The sequence below is a fragment of the Pseudomonas sp. KBN12P06040 genome (assembly GCF_037574965.1).
GTDB lineage: Bacteria > Pseudomonadota > Gammaproteobacteria > Pseudomonadales > Pseudomonadaceae > Pseudomonas > Pseudomonas aeruginosa.
This window is the reverse complement of the sequence record NZ_JBBELS010000001.1, coordinates 3,812,589-3,836,009: the sequence shown is the minus strand read 5'-3', so window position 1 is coordinate 3,836,009 and position 23,421 is coordinate 3,812,589. Positions and strand designations below refer to the sequence as shown.

23 protein-coding genes are annotated in these 23,421 nt (G+C 66.3%); 12 read left to right on the top strand and 11 right to left on the bottom strand.

What is annotated here, in order from left to right:
• Positions 1–115 precede the first annotated feature (115 nt).
• From sucC to VQ067_RS17990, 4 genes are all read left to right on the top strand, one after another.
• Complete coding sequence (sucC, locus tag VQ067_RS18005; protein ID WP_003087425.1) at positions 116–1,282, top strand: ADP-forming succinate--CoA ligase subunit beta; 1,167 nt, start codon at positions 116–118, stop codon at positions 1,280–1,282.
• Complete coding sequence (sucD, locus tag VQ067_RS18000) at positions 1,282–2,169, top strand: succinate--CoA ligase subunit alpha (RefSeq protein WP_003087428.1); 888 nt, start codon at positions 1,282–1,284, stop codon at positions 2,167–2,169. The genes sucC and sucD overlap by 1 nt, the downstream gene beginning before the upstream one ends.
• A 310-nt stretch (positions 2,170–2,479) precedes the next feature.
• On the top strand, positions 2,480–3,793 hold the full coding sequence (brnQ, locus tag VQ067_RS17995; protein WP_003132922.1) for a branched-chain amino acid transport system II carrier protein: 1,314 nt from the start codon (positions 2,480–2,482) through the stop codon (positions 3,791–3,793).
• A gap of 145 nt (positions 3,794–3,938) precedes the next feature.
• Positions 3,939–4,703, top strand: coding sequence for a DUF599 domain-containing protein (locus VQ067_RS17990; protein ID WP_003087433.1), 765 nt, complete (start codon positions 3,939–3,941; stop codon positions 4,701–4,703).
• 58 nt (positions 4,704–4,761) lie between these two features.
• On the opposite strand, the gene VQ067_RS17985 is transcribed toward VQ067_RS17990, so the two are convergent.
• Positions 4,762–4,998, bottom strand: a complete 237-nt coding sequence (locus VQ067_RS17985; RefSeq protein ID WP_003087435.1) for a hypothetical protein — start codon at positions 4,996–4,998, stop codon at positions 4,762–4,764.
• A gap of 172 nt (positions 4,999–5,170) precedes the next feature.
• On the opposite strand from VQ067_RS17985, the gene VQ067_RS17980 reads away from it, so the two are divergent.
• The 5 genes from VQ067_RS17980 to VQ067_RS17960 all read left to right on the top strand — a co-directional run bounded on the left by VQ067_RS17980 (position 5,171) and on the right by VQ067_RS17960 (position 10,168).
• The gene (locus VQ067_RS17980; RefSeq protein ID WP_003087438.1) at positions 5,171–5,644 is read left to right on the top strand and encodes a PaaI family thioesterase; all 474 of its coding nucleotides are present in this window, start codon (positions 5,171–5,173) and stop codon (positions 5,642–5,644) included.
• A complete protein-coding gene (locus VQ067_RS17975) occupies positions 5,641–6,087 on the top strand; it encodes a PaaI family thioesterase (RefSeq protein WP_003087441.1) in 447 nt (148 codons plus the stop codon). Before VQ067_RS17980 ends, VQ067_RS17975 begins: the two co-directional genes overlap by 4 nt.
• Positions 6,088–6,123: 36 nt before the next feature.
• Positions 6,124–7,353, top strand: a complete 1,230-nt coding sequence (locus VQ067_RS17970; protein ID WP_009877910.1) for a hypothetical protein — start codon at positions 6,124–6,126, stop codon at positions 7,351–7,353.
• Positions 7,354–7,470: 117 nt separating this feature from the next.
• Positions 7,471–9,375 (top strand): molecular chaperone HtpG, encoded by a 1,905-nt coding sequence (gene htpG, locus VQ067_RS17965; protein ID WP_003087446.1) that lies wholly within the window; start codon positions 7,471–7,473, stop codon positions 9,373–9,375.
• A gap of 67 nt (positions 9,376–9,442) precedes the next feature.
• Positions 9,443–10,168 (top strand): dienelactone hydrolase family protein, encoded by a 726-nt coding sequence (locus tag VQ067_RS17960; RefSeq protein ID WP_003087448.1) that lies wholly within the window; start codon positions 9,443–9,445, stop codon positions 10,166–10,168.
• 10 nt (positions 10,169–10,178) lie between these two features.
• Here VQ067_RS17960 and panB read toward each other — a convergent pair whose 3' ends face one another.
• Positions 10,179–11,000: a 3-methyl-2-oxobutanoate hydroxymethyltransferase gene (gene panB / locus VQ067_RS17955; RefSeq protein WP_003087450.1), complete on the bottom strand. Its 822-nt coding sequence runs from the start codon at positions 10,998–11,000 to the stop codon at positions 10,179–10,181.
• Between the two features lie 80 nt (positions 11,001–11,080).
• On the opposite strand from panB, the gene VQ067_RS17950 reads away from it, so the two are divergent.
• Positions 11,081–11,863, top strand: a complete 783-nt coding sequence (locus VQ067_RS17950; RefSeq protein ID WP_003097919.1) for an AraC family transcriptional regulator — start codon at positions 11,081–11,083, stop codon at positions 11,861–11,863.
• A gap of 10 nt (positions 11,864–11,873) precedes the next feature.
• Here VQ067_RS17950 and VQ067_RS17945 read toward each other — a convergent pair whose 3' ends face one another.
• From VQ067_RS17945 to VQ067_RS17925, 5 genes are all read right to left on the bottom strand, one after another.
• A complete protein-coding gene (locus VQ067_RS17945) occupies positions 11,874–13,175 on the bottom strand; it encodes a cytochrome c (protein WP_003122895.1) in 1,302 nt (433 codons plus the stop codon).
• Positions 13,176–13,224: 49 nt separating this feature from the next.
• Positions 13,225–15,471, bottom strand: a complete 2,247-nt coding sequence (locus VQ067_RS17940; RefSeq protein WP_033990470.1) for a xanthine dehydrogenase family protein molybdopterin-binding subunit — start codon at positions 15,469–15,471, stop codon at positions 13,225–13,227.
• Complete coding sequence (locus VQ067_RS17935) at positions 15,468–15,959, bottom strand: (2Fe-2S)-binding protein (RefSeq protein ID WP_003140151.1); 492 nt, start codon at positions 15,957–15,959, stop codon at positions 15,468–15,470. Before VQ067_RS17935 ends, VQ067_RS17940 begins: the two co-directional genes overlap by 4 nt.
• Before the next feature lie 206 nt (positions 15,960–16,165).
• Entirely contained in the window at positions 16,166–16,588 is a 423-nt protein-coding gene (locus tag VQ067_RS17930; protein WP_023095839.1) for a MarR family winged helix-turn-helix transcriptional regulator, read from the bottom strand.
• Positions 16,589–16,626: 38 nt separating this feature from the next.
• Positions 16,627–17,532, bottom strand: coding sequence for a substrate-binding periplasmic protein (locus tag VQ067_RS17925; protein ID WP_031636641.1), 906 nt, complete (start codon positions 17,530–17,532; stop codon positions 16,627–16,629).
• On the opposite strand from VQ067_RS17925, the gene VQ067_RS17920 reads away from it, so the two are divergent.
• Positions 17,531–18,565 carry an amidohydrolase family protein gene (locus tag VQ067_RS17920; RefSeq protein ID WP_003087464.1) on the top strand — a complete coding sequence of 345 codons (1,035 nt, stop codon included), beginning with the start codon at positions 17,531–17,533 and terminating at the stop codon, positions 18,563–18,565. The two genes, VQ067_RS17925 and VQ067_RS17920, sit on opposite strands and share 2 nt — an antisense overlap.
• A gap of 68 nt (positions 18,566–18,633) precedes the next feature.
• Positions 18,634–19,110 (top strand): DUF3859 domain-containing protein, encoded by a 477-nt coding sequence (locus VQ067_RS17915; protein ID WP_003087466.1) that lies wholly within the window; start codon positions 18,634–18,636, stop codon positions 19,108–19,110.
• A gap of 173 nt (positions 19,111–19,283) precedes the next feature.
• Here the strand turns inward: VQ067_RS17915 and VQ067_RS17910 are convergent, their stop codons facing one another.
• The 4 genes from VQ067_RS17910 to fabA form a co-directional block, all read right to left on the bottom strand.
• Positions 19,284–19,724, bottom strand: coding sequence for a winged helix-turn-helix transcriptional regulator (locus VQ067_RS17910; protein ID WP_003087468.1), 441 nt, complete (start codon positions 19,722–19,724; stop codon positions 19,284–19,286).
• Between the two features lie 104 nt (positions 19,725–19,828).
• A complete protein-coding gene (locus tag VQ067_RS17905) occupies positions 19,829–21,454 on the bottom strand; it encodes a methyl-accepting chemotaxis protein (RefSeq protein ID WP_023126233.1) in 1,626 nt (541 codons plus the stop codon).
• A 153-nt stretch (positions 21,455–21,607) separates the two neighbouring features.
• Positions 21,608–22,825 (bottom strand): beta-ketoacyl-ACP synthase I, encoded by a 1,218-nt coding sequence (fabB, locus tag VQ067_RS17900; RefSeq protein ID WP_003087471.1) that lies wholly within the window; start codon positions 22,823–22,825, stop codon positions 21,608–21,610.
• Between the two features lie 11 nt (positions 22,826–22,836).
• Positions 22,837–23,352 carry a 3-hydroxyacyl-[acyl-carrier-protein] dehydratase FabA gene (gene fabA / locus VQ067_RS17895; protein ID WP_003087475.1) on the bottom strand — a complete coding sequence of 172 codons (516 nt, stop codon included), beginning with the start codon at positions 23,350–23,352 and terminating at the stop codon, positions 22,837–22,839.
• Positions 23,353–23,421 lie beyond the last annotated feature (69 nt).

Genomic DNA, 23,421 nt, shown 5'->3' with positions numbered 1-23,421 from the left:
GCCGGACTGTTTTTTCGCGAGCCGGGTGGTTCGCGAAGCGACGGTCACAGGTGGTGGGGTGCCACGAGCGCTCCGCCGAAATGCGCAATACCTAGACGAATAACGGTAGACAAGCATGAATCTCCACGAATATCAGGGTAAGCAGCTGTTCGCTGAATACGGCCTGCCTGTATCCAAGGGCTTTGCCGTAGACACCCCCGAAGAGGCCGCAGAAGCCTGCGACAAGATCGGCGGCAGCGAGTGGGTCGTCAAAGCTCAGGTGCACGCCGGCGGCCGCGGTAAAGCGGGCGGTGTGAAGCTGGTGAAGAGCAAAGAGGACGCCAAGGCGTTCGCCCAGCAGTGGCTGGGCAAGAACCTGGTGACCTACCAGACCGACGCCAACGGCCAGCCGGTCAGCAAGATCCTGGTGGAGTCCTGCACCGACATCGACAAGGAGCTGTACCTCGGCGCCGTCGTCGATCGTTCCAGCCGCCGCATCGTGTTCATGGCTTCCACCGAAGGTGGCGTGGACATCGAGAAGGTCGCCCACGACACTCCCGAGAAGATCCTCAAGGCCACCATCGACCCGCTGGTCGGCGCGCAGCCGTACCAGGGCCGCGAGCTGGCCTTCCAGCTGGGCCTGAAGGGCGACCAGATCAAGCAGTTCACCCATATCTTCGTCGGCCTGGCGAAGCTGTTCCAGGACTACGACCTGGCCCTGCTGGAAGTGAACCCGCTGGTGATCAAGAAAGACGGCAACCTGCACTGCCTGGATGCCAAGATCAACATCGACAGCAACGCCCTGTACCGTCAGCCGAAGCTGCGCGCCATGCACGACCCGTCCCAGGACGATGCCCGTGAAGCCCATGCGCAGAAGTGGGAGCTGAACTACGTCGCGCTGGAAGGCAACATCGGCTGCATGGTCAACGGCGCCGGCCTGGCCATGGGTACCATGGACATCGTCAACCTGCACGGCGGCAAGCCGGCCAACTTCCTCGACGTTGGCGGCGGTGCGACCAAGGAGCGCGTGACCGAAGCGTTCAAGATCATCCTGTCCGACAGCAACGTGAAGGCTGTCCTGGTGAACATCTTCGGCGGCATCGTGCGTTGCGACATGATCGCCGAAGGCATCATCGGCGCCGTCAAAGAAGTCGGCGTGAAGGTTCCGGTTGTCGTCCGCCTGGAAGGCAACAACGCTGAACTGGGTGCCAAGGTCCTGGCCGAAAGCGGCCTGAACATCATCGCGGCAACCAGCCTGACCGACGCTGCCCAGCAAGTCGTCAAGGCCGCGGAGGGTAAGTAATGAGCGTCCTGATCAACAAAGACACCAAAGTCATCTGCCAAGGCTTCACCGGTAGCCAGGGCACCTTCCACTCCGAACAGGCCATCGCCTACGGCACCAAGATGGTCGGCGGCGTGACCCCCGGCAAGGGCGGCACCACCCACCTCGGCCTGCCGGTGTTCAACACTGTCAAGGAAGCCGTGGAAGCCACCGGCGCCGAAGCCTCGGTCATCTACGTTCCGGCTCCGTTCTGCAAGGACTCGATCCTGGAAGCGGCATTCGGCGGCATCAAGCTGATCGTCTGCATCACCGAAGGCATCCCGACCCTCGACATGCTGGACGCCAAGGTCAAGTGCGACGAGCTGGGCGTACGCCTGATCGGCCCGAACTGCCCGGGCGTGATCACTCCCGGCGAGTGCAAGATCGGCATCATGCCGGGTCACATCCACCTGCCGGGCAAGGTAGGCATCGTGTCGCGTTCCGGCACCCTGACCTACGAAGCCGTGAAGCAGACCACCGACGCCGGCTTCGGCCAGTCCACCTGCGTGGGCATCGGCGGCGACCCGATCCCGGGCTCCAACTTCATCGACATCCTGAAGCTGTTCCAGGAAGATCCGCAGACCGAAGCCATCGTCATGATCGGCGAGATCGGCGGTTCCGCCGAAGAAGAAGCCGCGGCCTTCATCAAGGCCAACGTGACCAAGCCGGTGGTGTCCTACATCGCTGGCGTGACTGCCCCTCCGGGCAAGCGCATGGGCCACGCCGGCGCCATCATCTCCGGCGGCAAGGGCACCGCGGACGAGAAGTTCGCCGCCCTGCAGGACGCCGGTGTGAAGACCGTGCGTTCCCTGGCCGACATCGGCAAGGCCCTGGCCGAGCTGACCGGTTGGGAAGTGAAGAAGGCCTGATTTCCCGGGTTTTCTGAGTTCCAGGACGAAGGCCACCGCCTCACAGCGGTGGCCTTCGTCGTTCTATCGCATCCGTCAAACGAATGTTGCCGCGATGCGCTATCATTGCCAACGGTTCGTGTCCGACAAAACCCCGGGCGCGCCACGCATCATCCCGCAGGCCAGCGCGCCTGCAGCTATAGCGCCACATGGCCCTCAAAAGGGGTCGGGCGGCTTGACCGGTCCTCCTCATCCGGAAGGACGATGTTTCCTAACACCCCCAAAGGGAAACCCCGAACAACCGAGACTTCTGCCAGTGGTACATCCTCCTATGACTCATTTGAAAGGGTTCGACCTGCTCGCCCTTGGCTTCATGACGTTCGCGCTTTTTCTCGGCGCGGGTAACATCATCTTTCCTCCCAGTGCCGGCATGGCGGCGGGCGAACACGTATGGAGCGCGGCTTTCGGCTTCCTCCTTACCGGTGTCGGCCTGCCGTTGCTGACGGTGGTCGCCCTGGCCCGGGTCGGAGGCGGTATTGGCCGCCTGACCCAGCCGATCGGGCGGCGCGCGGGAGTGGCGTTCGCCATCGCCGTCTATCTTGCCATCGGCCCGCTGTTCGCCACCCCGCGTACAGCCGTGGTGTCCTTCGAGATGGGCGTCGCGCCTTTCACCGGGGACGGCGGCGCGCCGTTGCTCGTCTATACCGTCGCTTACTTCTCCGTGGTTCTGTTCCTGGTGCTGAACCCGGGTCGCCTTGTCGACCGGGTCGGAAAGGTCATCACGCCGGTGCTGCTGTCGGCCCTGCTGGTTCTTGGCGGCGCGGCGATCTTCGCGCCGGCGGGAGCGATCGGCAGCAGTTCCGGCGAGTACCAGAGCGCGCCCCTGGTGCAGGGTTTCCTGCAGGGCTACCTGACCATGGATACCCTCGGTGCCCTGGTCTTCGGTATCGTCATCGCCACCGCCATTCGCGACCGCGGCATCAGCGACAGCCGGCTGGTCACGCGCTATTCCATGATCGCCGGGATCATCGCCGCCACCGGCCTGTCCCTGGTCTACCTGGCGCTGTTCTATCTTGGCGCCACCAGCCAGGGCATCGCCGGCGACGCCCAGAATGGCGTACAGATCCTCACCGCCTATGTGCAGCAGACCTTTGGCGTTTCCGGCAGCCTGTTGCTGGCGGTGGTCATCACCCTGGCCTGCCTGACCACGGCGGTAGGGCTGATCACGGCGTGCGGCGAGTTCTTCAGCGACCTGCTGCCGGTTTCGTACAAGACGGTGGTGATCGTGTTCTCGCTGTTCAGCCTGCTGGTCGCCAACCAGGGACTGACCCAGTTGATCAGCCTTTCGGTACCGGTTCTGGTGGGACTCTATCCGCTCGCCATCGTGCTGATCGCCCTGAGCCTGTTCGACCGGCTCTGGGTGTCGGCCCCGCGGGTGTTCGTGCCGGTGATGATCGTCGCGCTGCTCTTCGGCATCGTCGACGGGCTGGGGGCGGCCAAGCTGAACGGGTGGGTGCCGGACGTCTTCGCCAAGCTCCCGCTCGCCGATCAGAGCCTTGGCTGGCTGCTGCCGGTATCCATTGCGCTGGTCCTGGCAGTCGTTTGCGATCGGCTGCTGGGCAAGCCGCGCGAAGCGGTCGCCTGAGACGTCAGGCGAACCCCAGGAAGGCCGCCTCCGGGCGGCCTTTTTCATGAGCTGACGAAAGTCGTGTCCTGGCCGCGGCGAGCGGCGTCCCAACGGCGCGAAACAACGGCGGGGCGATTCCCGGCCGGCTCAAGAGGGAGTTTTCATGACCGCCGAACTCGGCATTTTCAACGGGCACCTGTCGCAACACCTGCTGGCGGCGCTCTGGTTCCTGTTCTGCTGGGTGGGCTACACCCGCTACGCCACCTGGAAGGGCCGCGACACCGCCTGCCTGGCCAGCGTCCTGCACCTCTACCGGGAGGACTGGATGCGCCGGCTGCTGCTGCGCGACAACCGTATCGCCGACGCCAGCGTGATCGGTAACCTGGAGCGTAACGCGTCGTTCTTCGCCTCCAGCACGCTGATCATCCTCGCCGGCATCCTCACCCTGCTGGGCTCCACCGATCGCGCCGTCTCGGTACTGGCCGACCTGCCGTTCGTGGAGGAGGCCAGCCGGGGACTGTCGGAACTGAAGCTGCTGTGCCTGGCAGTGGTCTTCGTCTATGCCTTCTTCACCTTCAGCTGGTGCATGCGCCAGTACAACTTCGCGGCGATCCTGGTCGGCTCGGCACCGATGATCGGCGAGCGCAACGTCGGCGAGCTGGAGCGCAAATCCTTTGCCGAGCGTGCCGCCCGGGTCATCTCGCTGGCGGCCAACCAGTTCAACTTCGGCTTGCGCTCGTACTATTTCGGCCTGGCCATGCTCGCCTGGTTCATCAACTCCTGGTTCTTCATGCTGGTGACGGCCGGCGTGGTGCTGGTCCTGTATCGCCGCGAATTCCATTCGGACGTGCTGGAGGTGATGGTCTACACCGAGACCGCAATCGCCGAAAGCCCGCGGGAAGGCGAGGGCGAGGTGCCCAGAGGCTGAATCCCGGGCATGAAAAAGCCCGCTTGCGCGGGCTCTTTCAGGGTACGTCAACGAGAACTTATTGCTGGTTCTGTTGCGGTTGCTCCGGAGTCGGTGCCGGAGTCTGCGGGGTTGCCGGAGTGTCGCTCGACGGCGCCGGGGCGCTGGGCTCGGCAGGGGGAGTAGCCGGAGCGCTCGGCTGGGTCTCGGTAGCCGGAGCTGCCGGGGCCGCTGCCTTGTCTTCCTCTTTCTTGTCGCAAGCGGCCAGGCCAAGGCTGGCAGCGAGCAGCAGGGCAAGAGTTACGGTCTTTTTCATCGTTTAGCCTCCATGTGCGGCTTTCCTCGTTGTAGCCCTTTGAACATTTGCGCTGGCGTGAAGTTCCACACACTTCGACTATTTCGATCGTTATGTCCAAAACCCCGGCTGCCGGGGCTTTGGCGGCAGGGTATGATTCGCCCTCCAGAAAACTCCCAGCAAGGTCGCCGTCATGTCGGAAAATCCTCTCCTCGAGCGCGCCCGGCGCTTTCTCTCGGCCTTGCGTCATTGCCAGGTGCTGGGGTTGACGGTCGAGGCCGCCGACGAGAAAGGACTGACCCTGCGCCTGCCCTACAGCCAGGCGATCATCGGCAACCCGGAAAGCGGGGTCGTCCACGGCGGTGCGATCACCACCCTGATGGACACCACCTGCGGTATTTCCACGGTCTGCGTGCTGCCGGACTTCGAGATCTGCCCGACGCTCGACCTGCGCATCGACTATATGCATCCCGCCGAACCGCACAAGGATGTCTATGGCTTCGCCGAGTGCTACCGGGTCACGCCGAACGTGATCTTCACCCGCGGCTTCGCCTACCAGGACGATCCGGGCCAGCCCATCGCCCATGTCGTCGGCGCCTTCATGCGCATGGGCGGTTCGGCTCGCTCCGGGGCGGCCAGGCCGGCCGCGCAGGGAGGTGCGGCATGAGCCCGACCAGCCTCGAGCAACTGGTCCGCGACGCGCGCCGGAACAACGACTACAGCCCGCTGGTGGAGCTGATCCCGTACGCCAAGCTGCTCGGCATCGAATGCCTGCGCCTGGGCGACGACATGGTCTTCCGCCTGCCGGCGAACAAGGACAACATCGGCAACCCGACCCTGCCGGCCATCCATGGCGGTGTGATCGCCGGCTTCATGGAGCATGCGGCGATGTTGCACCTGCTGACTTTCATGAGCATTCCGCACCTGCCGAAGATCATCGATTTCTCCATCGATTACCTGCGTGCCGGGCACTTCCGCGATACCTACGCGCAATGCCAGGTCTGGCGCCAGGGGCGACGGGTGGCGAACGTCGCGATCAACGCCTGGCAGACCACCCAGGGCGAGCCCATCGCCACCGCGCGGGCGCATTTCAAGGTGGACGAGCCGTGAGCCGTACGCTGCGGAAAGTGGGCTGAGGATATCGCGATGGATGCCTTGCTGATTCTGGGCGGCCTGCTGCTGATGGTCGCCGGCTATATCTGGGTCATCGTCCTGGCCTTCGGTACCGGTCTGCTGTGGGGTTACGGCAGCCTTTTCCCGCCGGTGGCGCTGGCCTATATCGGCGTGCACTGGCGTACGGCGCGCAAGGGCGTCGGGCTGGCCGCGCTGGGTTGCATCCCGCTGGTGGTCGGCCTGGCGCTGCTGGCCAGTCACGACGCTGCGCGACTGGAGGCGATCCTCAGCCTGCGCTGGCTGAAGCCGGAGGCCAGGCCGCCGGCGGAACTGGCCATCGCGCTCAGCGGGGAGTTCAACGGCAAGCCTTTCGCGCCGCAGAGCGGCGAGTTGATCGGCGGCGTGCTGAGCCTGCGCCAGGGGCACGATTTCTACGCCCAGCGCGAGCTGCAGATCCGCCTTCCGGCACAGCCGCTCGGGGCGCTGCGCCTGGACGTGCTGCCCGAGGACGGCGGCGCGTTGCCAGAAGTCGAGCTGAGCTGGCTGCAACCGGAGCAGGACCTGCCCGAGGCGCGTCGTCTCCTGCGTGGCTATACCTTGCACCTGGACCTGCGGCCCAAGGCGCCGAACCGCCTGGAGGGCGAGTTCCACCTGAGCCTGCCGAGCGACTACCGGACCACCCTCAGCGGCCACGTCGAGCTGTATACCGACCGGCTGCGCTATCGGCACGGCAAGGTCGACCTGGGCTACGACTCCGACGATACCCTGGCCCTGGTCTTGCGCGACTATCTGCAGCGGCGCTTCGCCAGCCGCGACGTCAGCCTCGTGCGGGCGCCGTCCTGGCGCGCGGCCAGCCATGCGCGGCCGCTGCGTATCGAGGCCCTGGTGGCCGGCCAGACTCAGGTGCTGGAGCTGACGCTGGAGAAGAACGCCCGGCGGGAGTGGACGGTGCGCGGCGACGCGTTCCCCGCCTTGCCGGCGGAGCCTGCGACCGTGGCCGCGGCGGCGCCGCCCGAGCCGCAGGCGCTGCCGGCGCCGGGCAACGCCACCCTCGACCTGGAGCTGGTCCAGGTCGAACCGCAGCGCTACAGCCAGCGCCTGGTCAAGGCCACTACGGTACGCGGGCGTATCGCCGAGGGCCGTTTCACCGGCCTCGACAGCGAGGGGCGCCTGGTGATCCGCCGGGAAATGCCCGGTGCGGGGGAGGCGAGCTACCTGTTGCGCCCGGCGGAGATCGCCCGTCTCGAACTGCTCGAACGCTAGTCGTCGCACGACGGTGCGCGGTTTTTTCGCATAAGCGCTTGAAAAGCCGGAAGAAGGCCCCACCTAGGGGACATCCGCCGTGGTACGCGGCTTATGTCATTGATGGAGCTTGGAGCGATGAGCGTGGAAACCCAAAAAGAGACACTGGGCTTTCAGACTGAAGTGAAGCAACTGCTTCACCTGATGATTCATTCTCTCTATTCGAACAAGGAAATCTTCCTCCGCGAACTGATTTCCAACGCCTCGGACGCCGCCGACAAGCTGCGTTTCGAAGCCCTGGCCAATCCCGAGCTGCTCGAGGGCGGCGCCGAGCTGAAGATCCGCGTCAGCTTCGACAAGGAAGCCAACACCGTCACCCTGGAAGACAACGGCATCGGCATGAGCCGCGAGGATGTGGTGACTCACCTGGGCACCATCGCCAAGTCCGGGACCGCCGACTTCCTGAAGAACTTGTCTGGCGACCAGAAGAAGGATTCGCACCTGATCGGCCAGTTCGGCGTCGGTTTCTACAGCGCCTTCATCGTCGCCGACAAGGTCGATGTCTACTCCCGTCGCGCCGGCCAACCGGCCAGCGAAGGCGTGCACTGGTCGTCGAAGGGCGAGGGCGAGTTCGACGTCGCCACCATCGACAAGCCCGAGCGCGGCACCCGCATCGTCCTCCACCTGAAAAAGGGCGAGGAGGAGTTCGCCGATGGCTGGCGCCTGCGCAACGTGATCAAGAAATACTCCGATCACATCGCTTTGCCGATCGAGCTACCCAAGGAATTCCACGGCGAAGAGGCCGACAAGCCGGCCGAGCCGGAATGGGAAACGGTCAACCGCGCCAGCGCGCTGTGGACCCGTCCGCGCGCCGAGGTGAAGGACGAGGAATACCAGGAGTTCTACAAGCACGTCGCCCATGACTTCGAGAACCCGCTGAGCTGGAGCCACAACAAGGTCGAAGGCAAGCTGGAATACACCTCGCTGCTCTACGTGCCGGGCCGCGCGCCGTTCGACCTGTACCATCGCGAGGCGCCACGAGGCCTGAAGCTGTACGTACAGCGCGTGTTCATCATGGACCAGGCCGACGAGTTCCTGCCGCTGTACCTGCGCTTCATCAAGGGTGTGGTCGACTCCAACGACCTGTCGCTGAACGTCTCCCGGGAAATCCTGCAGAAGGATCCGGTGATCGACTCGATGAAGTCGGCGTTGACCAAGCGCGTGCTGGACATGCTGGAGAAGCTGGCGAAGAACGAGCCGGAGCAGTACAAGACCTTCTGGAAGAACTTCGGCCAGGTCCTCAAGGAAGGCCCGGCGGAAGACTTCGGCAACAAGGAGAAGATCGCCGGCCTGCTGCGCTTCGCCTCCACCGGCGACGATTCGGGCGAGCAGAGCGTAGCGCTGGCCGACTACATCGGTCGGATGAAGGAAGGCCAGGACAAGATCTACTACCTCACCGGCGAGAGCTACTCGCAGGTGAAGAACAGCCCGCACCTGGAAGTCTTCCGCAAGAAGGGCATCGAGGTGCTGCTGCTCACCGATCGCATCGACGAGTGGCTGATGAGCTACCTGCCGGAGTTCGACGGCAAGCAGTTCGTCGATGTCGCCCGCGGCGACCTGGACCTGGGCAGCCTGGACTCGGAAGAGGACAAGAAGGCCCAGGAAGAAGTCGCCAAGAGCAAGGAAGGCCTGATCGAGCGCCTGAAGAAGGTGCTCGACGAGCAGGTCAGCGAAGTCCGCGTCTCCCACCGTCTGACCGACTCGCCGGCGATCCTCGCCATCGGCGAACAGGACCTTGGCCTGCAGATGCGCCAGATCCTCGAGGCCAGCGGGCAGAAAGTGCCGGACTCGAAGCCGATCTTCGAGATCAACCCGCAGCATCCGCTGATCGAGAAGCTGGATGCGGAGCCGGACGAGGACCGCTTCGGCGAGCTGTCGCATATTCTCTTCGACCAGGCCGCCCTGGCCGCGGGGGACAGCCTCAAGGATCCGGGCGCCTACGTACGCCGACTGAACAAGCTGCTGGTGGAGCTGTCCGCTTAAGCAGTAGCCCCGACAAAGCCCGCTTCGGCGGGCTTTGTCTTTTCCAACTCTCGCAGGAGCAGTACCCATGAGTGAGATTCGTGTAGAGCCGGTCGCCTACGACATCGATGGGCAGCCGTACGAAGGTCAACTGGTGTACGACGCCAGCCACGCGGGGCCGCGCCCGGGCCTGCTGATGGCGCCGAACTGGATGGGCGTGAGCGCCGCCGCGCTGGACATCGCCCGGCAGGTCGCCGGCCGTGGGCACGTGGTGCTGGTGGCGGACCTCTACGGCAGGGACGTGCGTCCGCAGAACGGCGACGAGGCGGGCGCGGCGATGATGCCGCTGAAGAACGACCGGGCCCTGCTGCGCAAGCGCATGCAGGCAGCGCTGGCGGCCTTGCGCGGACAGGCGCTCGCGGCTGTCGATACGACCCGCCAGGCCGCCTTCGGTTTCTGCTTCGGCGGTTGCTGCGCGCTGGAGCTGGCTCGCGACGGCGCCGAGCTGAAGGCCTTCGTGTCCTTCCATGGCACCCTGGATACGCCGGACCCGGCGCATGCCAGGAATATCAAGGGCGCGGTACTGGTCCTCGACGGCGCCTCCGATCCGCTGGTGCCGCGCGAGCAGTTGCCGGCCTTCGCCAGGGAGATGACCGATGCCGGCGTCGACTGGCAGCTCACCAGCTACGGCGGCGCGGTGCATTCCTTCACCGATCCGAACGCCAAGGTGCCGGGCAAGATGCACTATGACGCCAGGACCTCCCGGCGTGCCTTCCAGGCGATGGACGACCTGCTGGCGGAAGTCTTCGCCTGAGACCGCCGGCTCACTCGCGCATGGCGAAGCAATGCCTGGCCTCGGGGAAGCGCCTTTCGCGCACGTCCTCGGCGAAGCGCCGGGCCGCCTCGTCGATTTCCCGGTCGAGGCGCGCGTAGCGTTCGACGAAGCGCGGTACCTGTTCGCCGCTTAGCCCGAGCAGGTCCTCGCTGACCAGTACCTGGCCGTCGCAGGCCGGCGAGGCGCCGATACCGATGCAGGGGATCGCCAGTTCTTCGCTAAGGCGACGGGCCAGCGGCTCGCCTACGCCTTCGATGACCACCGCGAAGGCGCCGCCGCGCTGCATGGCGAGGCCGTCGCGGCGTACCCGTTCGGCGCTTTCCGGGTCACGCCCCTGGGCCTTGAAGCCGCCCATGGCGTTGACCTGCTGCGGCATCAGGCCGATATGGGCGAGCACCGGTATGCCACGGCGTACCAGGAAGTCCACGGTTTCTTCCATTTCCTCACCGCCTTCCAGCTTCACCGCCTGGGCGCCGCTGTCGGCCAGCAGGCGTGCGGCGTTGCGGAACGCCTGTCGGGGCGATTCCTGGTAGCTGGCGAACGGCAAGTCGGCCACCACGCAGGCGCGCCGGCTGCCGCGCATCACCGCCAGGGTGTGGGCGACCATCATCTCCAGGCTCACTCCCAGGGTACTGGGCATGCCATAGAGCACCATGCCCAGCGAATCGCCGACCAGCAGCAGGTCGGCGTGCGGATCGAGGAGGCGGGCCATGGGCGTGCTGTAGGCGGTCAGCGCCACCAGGCTGCCGGCACCCTTGCGGCGCTGGATATCGGGAACGGACAGGCGATGTTGCGGGCGATGACTGCTCATGGCGTGGCTCCGGTTTGTCTATGGGGAGCCACACGCTACCATCGGCCACGCACCGCTCACTCGACGGATGGGGACAACCGATGCCGCAAACGGGACAAGAACGCGACCTGCCGCGATTCCGCAGCCTGCCCTGCGCGGTGTATCTGCGCGCCTTCGAGATGCCCGCCGGGCACCGGGTGGAGATGCACGACCACCCCTGGGGCCAACTGATGTACGCCGCCAGCGGCACCTTGCGCGCCAGCACCGAGCGGCACAGCTATCTGGTGCCGGCGCAGCGGGCGCTGTGGATTCCGCCGGGCGTCCGGCACGCCGCGGAGGCTTGCAACCCTGTGCTGTTCCGCAGTCTCTACCTGGATCGTTCGCTGCCCGGCGGTTGCCGGGTACTGGAGGTGTCCGGCCTGCTGCGCGAACTGTTGCTGCGGGCGGCGGAGTTTCCCCGTGAATATCCGCCGGGTGGCGAGGCCGAGCGTCTCATGCAGGTGGTCGCCGATGAGGTCGGGCGCCTTCGCGAGGCACCGCTGAACCTGCCGTTGCCTGGCGACCCGCGCTTGCGCCGGATCACCGACGCGCTACAGGCGGATCCCGCCGATCCGCGCGGCATCTCGGATTGGGCGGGACTGGTGGGGGCTTCCCGACGGACCCTGGCGCGGCTGTTCCGCGAGCAGACCCAGTTGTCGTTTCGCGAGTGGCGCCAGCGCCTGCGTCTGCTCAACGCGGTCGCCGCGCTGGAGGAGGGCGCCAGCGTGACGCGGGTGGCCAGCGACCTTGGCTACGACTCCACCTCGGCGTTCATCAGCCTGTTCCAGCGTCATTTCGGCCAGACCCCCGGTTGCTTCGCCCGCTCCCTGCGCTTGCCCAACTGAGCCGCATGCTTCAGGGCGCCGCCTGTCGGCGCAGGCTTGCCGCCTTGGCCGCGAGGTCCGGCCAGGCGGGCTTGCCGGCGAAACGCTCGCGCAGGTAGTTGGCCAGGGCGGCGACTTGCCGGTCGTCGAGGCTATGGCGGAAGCCGGGCATATAGCCGAGGTCGCCGGTGGCCGGGCTGTGGATGCCGTCGAGGATGATCCGCAGCAGGTTGTCCGGGCTGTCCGCATGCACATTGCTGTTCAGCGCCAGGGATGGACGCACGCCGAAGAAGCGCGGTCCGTCGCCGTCATGGTGGCAGGCCAGGCAGGCACCGGCGAACAGGCGCGCGCCGCTGCCGCTGGGCGGTTGCACGCGGCCGTAGCCCTGCCGGTCGAGGCGTTGCGCCTGTTGCTGATCGGTTTCCCCGGCCGGGGCAGCGGCGTAGGACGCAAGGTAATGGGCCAGGGCCCGCAGGTCCTCGTCCGACTGCTTGGCCAGGCCTTCGCCGACCACTGGCGCCATCGGCCCGCTGGCGACCCCGTGGTAGGCCGAATAGCCGTGGCGGAGGTAGGCGTAGAGGGCCTCCTCGCTCCAGGCGATGGGCGCCGGCGAACTGGCGTTCAAGGCTGGCGCGGTCCAGCCCTCCGCCTCGCCGCCGGCGAAGTGCGCGCTGCCGGACTTTTCCGCGCCGAGCGCGTTGCGCGGCGAGTGGCAGGCGCTGCAATGGCCGAGGCCTTCGGCGAGATAGGCGCCGCGGTTCCATTGCTGGTTGCGCGTCGGCTCGTCGCGGTAGGCGCCGGGCTCCAGGAACAGCAGGTTCCAGCCGGCCATCAGCTGGCGTTGGTCGAAGGGGAACGGCAACTGGTTGGCAGGCGTTTCGCTGTGCACCGCCGGCTGGCTCATCAGGTAGGCGTACAGGGCCTTCAGGTCTTCGTCGCGAGTCCTGGTGAAGGCGGTGTAAGGGAACGCCGGATACAGGTAGCTGCCGTCGCGGGCCACGCCATGCCGCATGGCCCGCTCGAAGGCGGGGTAGGACCAGCCACCGATGCCGCTCGCGCGATCCGGCGTGAGGTTGCTGCTGTAGATCGTCCCGAACGGCGTCGGCAAGGCCCGTCCGCCGGCGTTGCGCGGGCCGCCTTCGCGAGTGTGGCAGACCGCGCAGTCGCCGAGGGCGGCGAGGCGTTCGCCGCGGGCGATCTGCTCGGCGCTGAAGGGACCGGGTGTGCCTTCCAGTGGCGCGATGGCCGGTTGCCAGGCGTAGCCGAGGGCGATGGCGGCGAGCGCGACGAGGCTGCCGGAGGCCCAGAGGCCGATGCGTGTTGCCTTCTTCATCTGTCAGTCATCCACTGCGCGGGGCGCCGCGGCGCCCCGGGGAAAAGGATCAGGCCTGCGCGCTGCGCAGCGCCGCGAGTACGCGTTCCGGAGTGAACGGCACCTGTCGCAGGCGCGCTCCGGTAGCGTCGAAGATCGCATTGGCGATGGCCGCGGCGCTGGGCACCGAGGCTGACTCGCCAGCGCCCATCGGTGGCTGCTCGGGGCGGTCGAGCAGCAGCACGTCGATCTCCGGCAGTTCGGGGAAGCCGAGGATCGGGTAGCCGCCCCATTCCAGGCTGGTGACGCCGCGGCGGTCGAAGGTGGCGAATTCCTTGAGTACCCGGCTGGTGGACTGGATGACGTTGCCGTGGACCTGGTGCCTGACCCCATCGGGATTGACCATCTGCCCGCAGTCATGGGCGACCCAGACCTTGGCGACGCGCACCGCGCCGTTCTCCGGGTTCACCTCGACGTCGACGATCCAGGCGGCCCAGGCGGCGCCGAAACCGGGAAACTTGCTGTGGAAGTAGCGCGCATAGGCGAAGCCGCGTCCCTTCAGCACGCCGTCCCGGCGCGCCTCTGGGTTGGGGGAGGTGCGTGGCTGCCAGCCGGCGCGGGCGACCAGGGCGTCGATCAGCGCCAGGGCGCGCTGGTCGTCCAGGTAGCGGCGGCGGAAGGCGATGGGGTCGATGCCGGCCAGGTGCGCCAGTTCGTCGGCGTAGGACTCATGGGCGAACACGTTCGGCAGCGCCGAGACGCCGCGCATCCAGGACGCGCGGACGATGGGGGCGGCGTCGTTGGCCACCACCCGCATCCGCGGGTAGCGGTATTGCGGGATCGCGGTGCGGTCGCCCATGTCGGCCACCTGCGGGGTGGCCTGGATCCGCCCGGTGAGGAGCAGGGCCAGGGTCGGCGCACCGTTGGAGGGGTAGCAGGTGGCGAAGTCGTAGGCCGCCACCCGGCCTTGCTCGTCGAGACCGCCGCGGACCTCGATCAGTTGCGCGGTGCCTTTCGGTTCCCAGCCATGTTCCTGTTCGCGCATCAGTTGTACCCGCACCGGCCGGCCCACTGCCTGCGCCAGGAGCACGGCGTCGGCGCTGACGTCGTCGGCGCCGTTGCGTCCGTAGCAGCCGGCGGCTTCCATGCGGATCACCTCGATGTCCCCGGTCTCGCGCTGCAGCAGCCTGGCCAGGTCGTTGCGCAGGTCGTGCGGGTTCTGCGTGCCGGACCAGACGCGAGCGCGCTGCGCATCGACCTCGGCGAGGGCGCAGGAAGGGCCGATGGAGGCATGCAACTGGTAGGGCCAGACATAGGTGGCCGACAGCGGCCGGGCGATGCCCGCGAGGTGCTGCTCGAGACCGGGCGAGTCGTGCAGCGTGCGTGGCTTCTTCGGATGCCGGCGAAGCGTGTCCTCGAGCCGGTCGGGTTCCAGCGGCGGCAGGCCCTGCCAGTCCTTCCAGCGCACCTTGAGCTGGCGCGCGGCGCGGATCGCCTGCTCCTCGCGTTCGCAGACCACGCCGACGAAGTCGCCGATCACGACCACCTTGACCAGCCCCGGCAGCCCGGCGACCGAGCTTTCGTCTACCGCCAGCAGGCTGCTGCCGAGCGGGGCGCTGACATCCGCGCCGGTATAGGGCGGGCGTACCACTCGCCCATGCAGCATGCCGGGCAGGCGCATGTCGTGGACATAGGTCAGTTGGCCGGTCAGCTTCGCCGGGATGTCCACCCGACGCACCGGCTTGCCGACCAGGCGGTACTCGCTGCGCGGCTTGAGCGGCGCCTTGCCGTCGATGTTCAGGTTGAAGCGCTGGCCTCGCAGCAACTCGCCGTAGCCGATCCGTCGCTGCGGATTGGCGGCGGCGAAGACCTGGCCGTTTTCGCTGCGCAGGCTGTCCGGATGCACCGGGAAATGGCTTCCGGCCTGGCGCAGGAGGAAGCGCCGGGCTTCGGCGGCGGCCTGGCGCAGCGGCACGGCGCTGACCTGGATGCTGGCGCTGGCGATGGTCGGCCCCTGGTCCGGTGTGCGACGGGTGTCGCCGAGGATCATCTCGACCTGCTCGAACGCGACGTCCAACTCTTCGGCGACGATCTGCGCCAGTGCCGTGCGGATGCCGGTACCAAGGTCGACGTGGCCGCAGAAGGCGGTGACCTTGCCGTCCGCGGCGATGGCGATGAACGAGTCGACCTGGTCCAGCGGCAGGTCGGTGGCGCCCTGCTCGGCAAGGGCGAGCAGCGGGGCGGGCAGGTTGACGGTGACCAGCAGCAGGCCGCCGGCCTTGAGGAAGCCGCGTCGCGAGGGATTGGCCAGGCTCATGCCGGGTGCTCCTCCTGACGCTCCTTCAGGCTCTCGGCGGCACGCCGCACGGCCTTGAGAATCTCCACATGGGTGCCGCAGCGACACAGGTTGTAGGCCAATTCCTGGCGGATCTCGCCGTCGCTGGGGTTCGGGTTGCGATCCAGCAACGCCTTGGCGGTCATCACCATGCCGTTGATGCAGTAGCCGCATTGGGCGGCCTGTTCGTCGATGAAGGCCTGTTGCAGCGGATGGGGATGGGCGGCATCGCCGAGTCCTTCGAGGGTAACCACCTGGCGGCCCACGGCAGCCTCCACCGGGGTGATGCAGGAGCGGGTGGCGACGCCATCCATCAGCACGGTGCAGGCGCCGCACTCGCCGAGGCCGCAGCCGAACTTGGGACCGTTCAGTTGCAGGTCGTTGCGCAGGACATAGAGCAGGGGGGTATCGGGGGCGACATCGAGGCGCAGGGACTGACCGTTGACGGTCAGGGCAAGGGCATCGCTCATGGCGGTTTCTCCCCATGCCGGGGGCATGGCTGTTCATCAGGCGGATGTCCCGTCGGCCGTGCCTGGTAGCGTGCGGCTCTGCGGGAATTTGTTTGTATACAAACATGTTATGGATGCCTGCGGCGAACTGTCAATGGCAGGCCGCTACGACGAAAGGCGCAGCTCCGGACGACGTAACGCGGAAAAAAAGATAGACCGCAATGGCCTCAGATCAGGCGAGCGAGCAACCCGCGCAGGGTTTCCTGTTCTTGCGGGGAGAGGGGAGCCAAGGCCTGCCGGTTGATCTCGCGGGCGGCCGCCAGGCCGGCCTCGAGTTCGGCGCGTCCGGCAGGACTGAGGCTGACCAGCAGGCGCCGGCCGTCGTCCGGATCGGCGCTGCGCTGGATCAGTCCCCGTTTGTCCAGGCGCTCGACGACGCCCTTGATGGTCGCGGCGTCCATGGCGGTGAGCCGGCCGAGCTGGTTCTGCGGGCAGGGTCCGGTCTCGCCGAGGCGGACCAGGGCGGCCCACTGGGTGGGTGTCAGGCCGTTGCCGATGCCATTGGCGAACAACGCTGCATAGCGCTGGTTGGCCTGGCGCAGGATGAAGCCGATCTGGTCGTCGAGGCGGTACGGGGCGGTACGGGACATGCTGGACATCGGTGGTGGCGTGAGGGCCTCATTCTAGCTCACGGCCGGTACCAGAGTGCCTCGCGCTGAAAAGGAGTTTTTCCTGGAAGATAGGGGTTTTTCAGCTCGATTATTCTCCGCTGCCGAAGGGCAAGCTTTTCCAGCCGCGTCTTGAAATGTCGCTCGAACAGCCGTTCGAAGCTACCGTCGGCAATCGCCTTCTCCAGGCCCTGGCGAATGGCCTCGGCCAGTTCCGGGCGTTGACGCGAAACGAAGAAATAGAAGGCCGCGGGGTAGTGCAGGGCCAGGTGCTGGTCGATCGCCAGGTGCAGCCCGGCGCGGGAGGCGTCCTCCAGTTCTCCGTCGATCACTACGACCTCGCGGGGGAAGACCTCGAAGCGGCCGGCATCGAGCATGCGGAACAGGCTCTCGTAGTTCTGGCTGGTCTTCACCTCCAGGCCGTTGGCGCGCAGGATCGGTGTGTCGGCCCAGTCCTGGCGCTGGCCGAAGCGCAGGCGGCGGAGATCGTCGAGGGTCCGCACCGAGGCCAGGAGATCCTTGTTGGCGGCGCTGACCAGGGGAATGCGCCAGCCGATCAGGCCGCGATAGATCGGAATGCGGATCGGCAGCAGGGTCTCTTCCAGGTCGTCGCGGGACTGCGCCCACATCACCTGCAGGCCCGGATCGTCCTGCTCCAGGCGCAGTTGCGCACGGGACTGCGGCATGGGCTGCGCGCTGGGCTCCAGGCGGTAGTCGCCGCCGCTCCTGGCCAGCGCCAGTTGCAGCAGCTCGACGACGTAGGGTTCGGGGTTGCGCCCTTCGGAATGGCGCGGATAGATCAGCCGTTCGCCAGCCCCGGCATGCCAGGTCAGCAGGCCGAGCAACAGGGCCAGCCAGCGGAGCGGCGAACCCTGGCCGAGCGGCAGCGGTCTATGTTCACTCAGGCCTATCAGGAGGAATGCCATGGCTGGCCCCCGTACGCGTGCCCTGTTTTCGACATTGTTCGTCCTGTCCCTGGTGACATCCTTGACCCATGCCAGGGATTATCGCTACAGCGACGCTCACGTGCACTATGTGGATTTCTTCCAGGAAAGCGAAGGCATGCCGCGCCTGCTGGAGGCGATGGACAAAGGCCGGGTCGACCATGTGATGCTCAGCGGCGTCGCGGTCGCCAAGAAATGGCACGAGGACGAGCCGAAGCGGCCGCGCTACTACGCTGGCGACGATGCCGGAGCCTATTGGTACAGCGCCACCGACGTGATCGTGGCGGCGGCGGTGAAATCCCTGCCAGCCGAGCAGCGGCGGCGCGTGCATCCGTTCCTGACCGGTTTCAACCCGACCGACAAGAACGCCGACGCGCACATCCGTCGCATGCTGGAGCTGGACCCAGGACTCTGGCAGGGCATCGGCGAGATCTTTACCCGGCACGACGACCTCACCGCGCTGACCTACGGCGACGTGCCGAGGGCCAACAATGAGGCGCTGGCGCGGGTCTATCACCTGGCCGCCGAATTCGACCTGCCGGTGTTGCTGCACGCCAACGTCACTTCCAAGCGCGAACGCAACCCGCTGTACCTGGCGGAAATCGAGGAGCCCCTGCGCAATCACCCGCATGTGCGGTTCATCTGGGCCCATGCCGGGACCAGCATGGAGATCCATCGCCACCAGAAGAAACTGGACTTCCTCCTGCCGACCCTTGGGCGTCTGCTGCAGCGCTACCCGAACCTCTACATCGACCTGTCCTGGTCGGTGTTGCGCCCGTACCTGCTGGACGAGCAGGGCAAGCCCGACCCGCAGTGGCTGGCACTGGTCGAGCGGTTTCCGCAACGCTTCATGCTCGGTTCCGATGTGGTCGGCCAGTTCGACAGCCTGCCCGAGTTGATGGCCAGCTTCGATCCGTTCCTCGACGCCTTGCCCGAGCAGGTCGCTCGCCAGGTGGCGCGGGACAACTTCCTCGCAGTGCTGCCGCGCCAGCCCGCCGATCCGCGAGGCGAATAACCCGGATTCGTCATCAGTCTGTCATGCCGGCGTCATAGGCTCGCGCCAGTCCCATCCAGGAGTGAGTCATGTCCTTCATCCGTTCTTGCATCAGTCGTTCCGTCTTCCTGCTCGGCGCCGGCGTCGCCGTGGCGGCGCAGGCCGAGGTGCGTATTGACGGCCCCATCGAATATGGCGTGTTCGAAAGCCGCTACCAGGATTTCCAGCCCGGAGAACGGGTATTGACCCGTAGCGAGCAGAACATCCAGCAGACTACCGAAGTCCCGGCCAAGCTCGGCACCAAGTTCGGCATGCGTTATCAACTCAGCGGCAAGCAGGAAGGCGATACGCCTTTGACGCTGCTCTACCTCACCCCGGGCGTGGTCACTCCGGATGGCCAGCGGCATGACAAGTTCGAAGTGGTGCAGAAGCTGGTGCCGGGCGCGCCGACCGATGTCATGGCCTACGAATTCACCGAGCCGCATGAAGTGGTGAAGGGCGAATGGCGGTTGATGGTGTTCCAGGGCGATCGCCTGCTGGCGGAGAAATCCTTCGACGTGCGCTGAGCGCGAGCCATGCAGAGCGCTGGTTTTCTTGTGTCGCGTGGATAACGCGGGGGCGCCATTCGCTCTACCGGGCAAGGGTTGCCTGCGTGCGGTAGGGCGAATAACCGCCTGCGGTTATCCGCCGTTTTGGCGGCGTACGCGCGGATGCCGACGGTAGCCTGTTCGTCCTTCGATCAGTCCCTGCTGACCCGGGTATCTTCCGCGGCGAGCGGACTGCCGTCGCCGGCGCGTACCTGCAGGCGCGGCACCGGCTGGCCGCTGTCGCGTTCGACCAGGCGGACATGGGATTCGTCCGGGGCGAAGAAATAGTCCTCGCCCCACTGCCGAATCGCCACCAGCAGGGGGAAGAGCGCGCGTCCCTTGTCAGTCAGGCGGTATTCCTGGTGACTGCCGCTTTCGGCCGGGACCGCCACCATCACGCCGTGCTCCACCAGGTTGCGCAGGCGCGCCGCCAGGATGTTCTTGGCCAGGCCGAGGCTCTTCTGGAATTCGCCGAAGCGCGTCAGTCCTTCGAAGGCATCGCGCACGATGAGCATCGACCAGCCGTCGCCGATCACGTCCAGCGGGCGGGCGACTGGACAACTGGCTTGCTTGTGGCTGGTGCGCTTGACCATCAGGGCGGCTCCGGAGGGGAGAGGATCGGGTTTCATGGTAAAACCCGGGCTCCACGCTGGGCAACCGCAGCAAGTGCGCCGCCGTGAGACGGCGCACGGCATGGTCAGACGACGAAGCGGGTGACCATGTTGTTCAGGTCGATGGCCAGTTGCGACAGTTCCTGGCTGGCGGCGGCGGTCTGGTTGGAGCCGGCGGATGTCTGCAGCGAGATGTCGCGGATGTTCACCAGGTTGCGGTCGACCTCGCGGGCCACCTGGGCCTGCTGCTCGGAGGCGCTGGCGATCACCAGGGTACGCTCGTTGATCTGGCCGACCCGCTCGGCGATCTCGTTCAGCGCCAGGCCGGCGGCTTCGGCGATCTCCAGCATGTTGCGGGCGCGTACGCTGCTGCTGTCCATGGCGCCGACCGCGGCGCCGGTGCCTTCCTGGATGTTGGCGATCATCTGCTCGATCTCGCGGGTGGATTCCTGGGTGCGATGGGCGAGGGCGCGAACCTCGTCGGCGACCACGGCGAAACCGCGGCCCTGCTCGCCGGCGCGAGCCGCCTCGATGGCCGCGTTGAGCGCCAGGAGATTGGTCTGTTCGGCGATACCGCGGATCACGTCGAGGACCTTGGAAATGTCCTGGGCCTTTTCCGCCAGGCCGCCGACCAGCGCCGAGGTATTGTCCACTTCTTCGCTCATCAGGCGGATCGCCTGGACCGTCTCCAGTACCCGCTGGCGTCCGTTCTGCGCCGATTGCTCGGAGGCGGACGAGGCGTCCGAGGTGGAGCTGGCGTTGCGCGCCACTTCCTCGACGGCGGCGGTCATCTCGTTGACCGCGGTGGCGGCCATCTGGATTTCGTCGTTCTGCTGGGTCAGCGAGCGGTTGCCCTGCTCGGTGACGGCGCTGAGTTCCTCTGCGGCGGAGGCCAGTTGGGTCGCCGAGCTGCCGATCTGCTGGATGGTCTGGCGCAGTTGTGCCTGCATGCCCTGGAGAGCGGCCAGCAGCTTGGCCGGTTCGTCGCGGCCAGAGGTATCGATGCGGCTGGTGAGGTCGCCGGAAGCGATCACCTCGGCCACTCGCAGCGCCTCGCCGAGCGGTTGGGTGATGCTGCGGGTGAACAGCCAGGCCAGTACCAGGGTAGCGAGGCCGGCGACCAGCAGCACGCCGATCACTGCGGCGAAGGCACTGTGATAGACACGGTCGGCCGTCTGGTTGGCCTGGCTGGCGCCCTTGGCGTTGAAGTCGATCAGCGCCTGCAGTTGCTGCTGGGTGGCGCGGTACTGGTCGAGCAGGGTGCTTTCGGTGTACTGGCGGGTCTCTTCCAGCGGTTTGCTGCGCGACATCTGCACCAGGGTCTGCTGGCTTTGCAGGAGCGTCTGCCGGGTAGCCAGGTAGCGCTCGTAGATCGAGCGCTCGTCGGCACCACTGATCAGTCGCTGGTAGGCGCCCTCACGATCGGTCAGCTCCTTGCCGATTTCCGTCATGCGGCTTTCCAGGAAGCGCTTGCTGCTGTCGTCCGCCGCCAGCACATGGGCCAGTTGCACCTGCCGCAGTTCGGCGAGCAGAACGTTCAACTCGGCGCTTTCGCGGACGCTAGGCAGCCAGTTGTCGCTGATGTCCGAAGAGGCTTCGTTGAGCGAACCCATTCGGTTCAGGGAAAAGATGCCGGTGATGACCAGCAGAGCGGTGATCAGGGCGAAACTCAGGGCGGCACGGGTCGCGATGGGCATACTGCGCAAAGACATGATGGCGGATTCCAGGGGGCAGGAGAGAGACGGGGCTGATCAGTTCTATCGGCAGGCGGGGCGCTAGGTTTAGCCCGTTCATGCAGTTCGGGTAAAGAAACGCTGGGTACAAAAAAGCGCCCCGAAGGGCGCTTCATGCGGCGATGGAGGGAATCAACCCTGCCAGCGCTTGAGGACCAGGGTGGCGTTGGTGCCGCCGAAGCCGAAGCTGTTGCTCATGACGGTATCGAGCTTGGCGTTCTCGCGGGTCTCGCGGAGAATCGGCAGGTCGGCCACTTCCGGGTCGAGTTCGTCGATGTTGGCGGAGCCGGCGATGAAGCCGCCTTCCATCATCAGCAGGCAATAGATCGCCTCGTGTACGCCGGCGGCGCCCAGCGAGTGGCCGGACAGGCTCTTCGTCGAGCTGATGGCCGGCGCCTTGTCGCCGAACACTTCGCGCACGCCTCGGATCTCGGCGACGTCGCCGACCGGGGTGGAGGTGCCGTGGGTGTTCAGGTAGTCGATCGGCGCGTCGACGGTGGCCAGCGCTTGCTGCATGCAGCGGATCGCGCCTTCGCCGCTCGGGGCGACCATGTCGTAGCCGTCGGAGGTGGCGCCGTAGCCGACGATCTCGGCGTAGATCTTGGCGCCGCGCTTGAGCGCATGCTCCAGCTCCTCGACCACCACCATGCCGCCGCCGCCGGCGATGACGAAGCCGTCACGCTTGGCGTCGTAGGCGCGGGAGGCCTTTTCCGGCGTCTCGTTGTACTGGGTGGAGAGGGCGCCCATGGCGTCGAACAGGCAGCTCTGGCTCCAGTGTTCCTCTTCGCCGCCGCCGGCGAAGACCACGTCCTGCTTGCCCAGCTGGATTTGTTCCATGGCCTGGCCGATGCAATGCGCGCTGGTGGCGCAGGCGGAGGAGATCGAGTAGTTGACGCCCTTGATCTGGAACGGCGTGGCCAGGCAGGCCGATACGGTGCTGCCCATGGTGCGGGTCACGCGGTATGGGCCGATGCGTTTGACGCCTTTCTCGCGCAGGGTGTCGATGGCTTCCATCTGGTTCAGGGTGGAAGCGCCGCCGGAGCCGGCGATCAGGCCGGTGCGGGGGTTGGAAATCTGTTCCGGAGTCAGGCCGGAGTCCTTGATCGCCTGCTCCATCGCCAGGTAGGCGTAAGCGGCGGCATCGCCCATGAAGCGGAAGACCTTGCGATCGATCAGCTCTTCGAGGTTCAGGTCGACCGAACCGGAAACGTGGCTGCGCAGGCCCATCTCGGCGTAGGACGGATTGAAGCGAATGCCGGGCCGACCCGCACGGAGGTTGGCGGAAACGGTGTCTTTGTCATTGCCGAGGCAGGAAACGATGCCCAGACCGGTGATAACGACGCGACGCATGCGGATAACCCTTAGAAGCTGTCAGTGGAGGTGAACAGGCCGACGCGGAGGCCTTCGGCACTGTAGATTTCGCGGCCATCGACGCTGACGGTGCCGTCGGCGATGGCCAGGACCAGCGAACGATTGATCGTGCGCTTGATATGAATGTTATACGTGACCTTCTTCGCTGTCGGCAGAACCTGACCGAAGAACTTCACTTCGCCCGAACCCAGGGCGCGGCCGCGGCCGGGGTTGCCCTGCCAGCCGAGGTAGAAACCGACCAACTGCCACATGGCATCCAGGCCCAGGCAACCGGGCATGACCGGATCGCCTTCGAAGTGACAGGCGAAGAACCACAGGTCCGGGTTGATATCCAGCTCGGCGACCAGCTCGCCCTTGCCATACTTGCCGCCGACATCGCTGATGTGAACGATGCGATCGATCATCAGCATGTTGGGGGCGGGAAGTTGCGCGTTACCCGGGCCGAACAGCTCGCCGCGACTGCAGCGCAGCAGGTCTTCTCGGGTGAAGGCGTGTTGTTTGGTCATGCGAGCTCCTCAAAAATCCCTGAACTGCAGGGTTGTGGCGGTTCGTCCAGCGGCCGTCGCGCCGGGTTA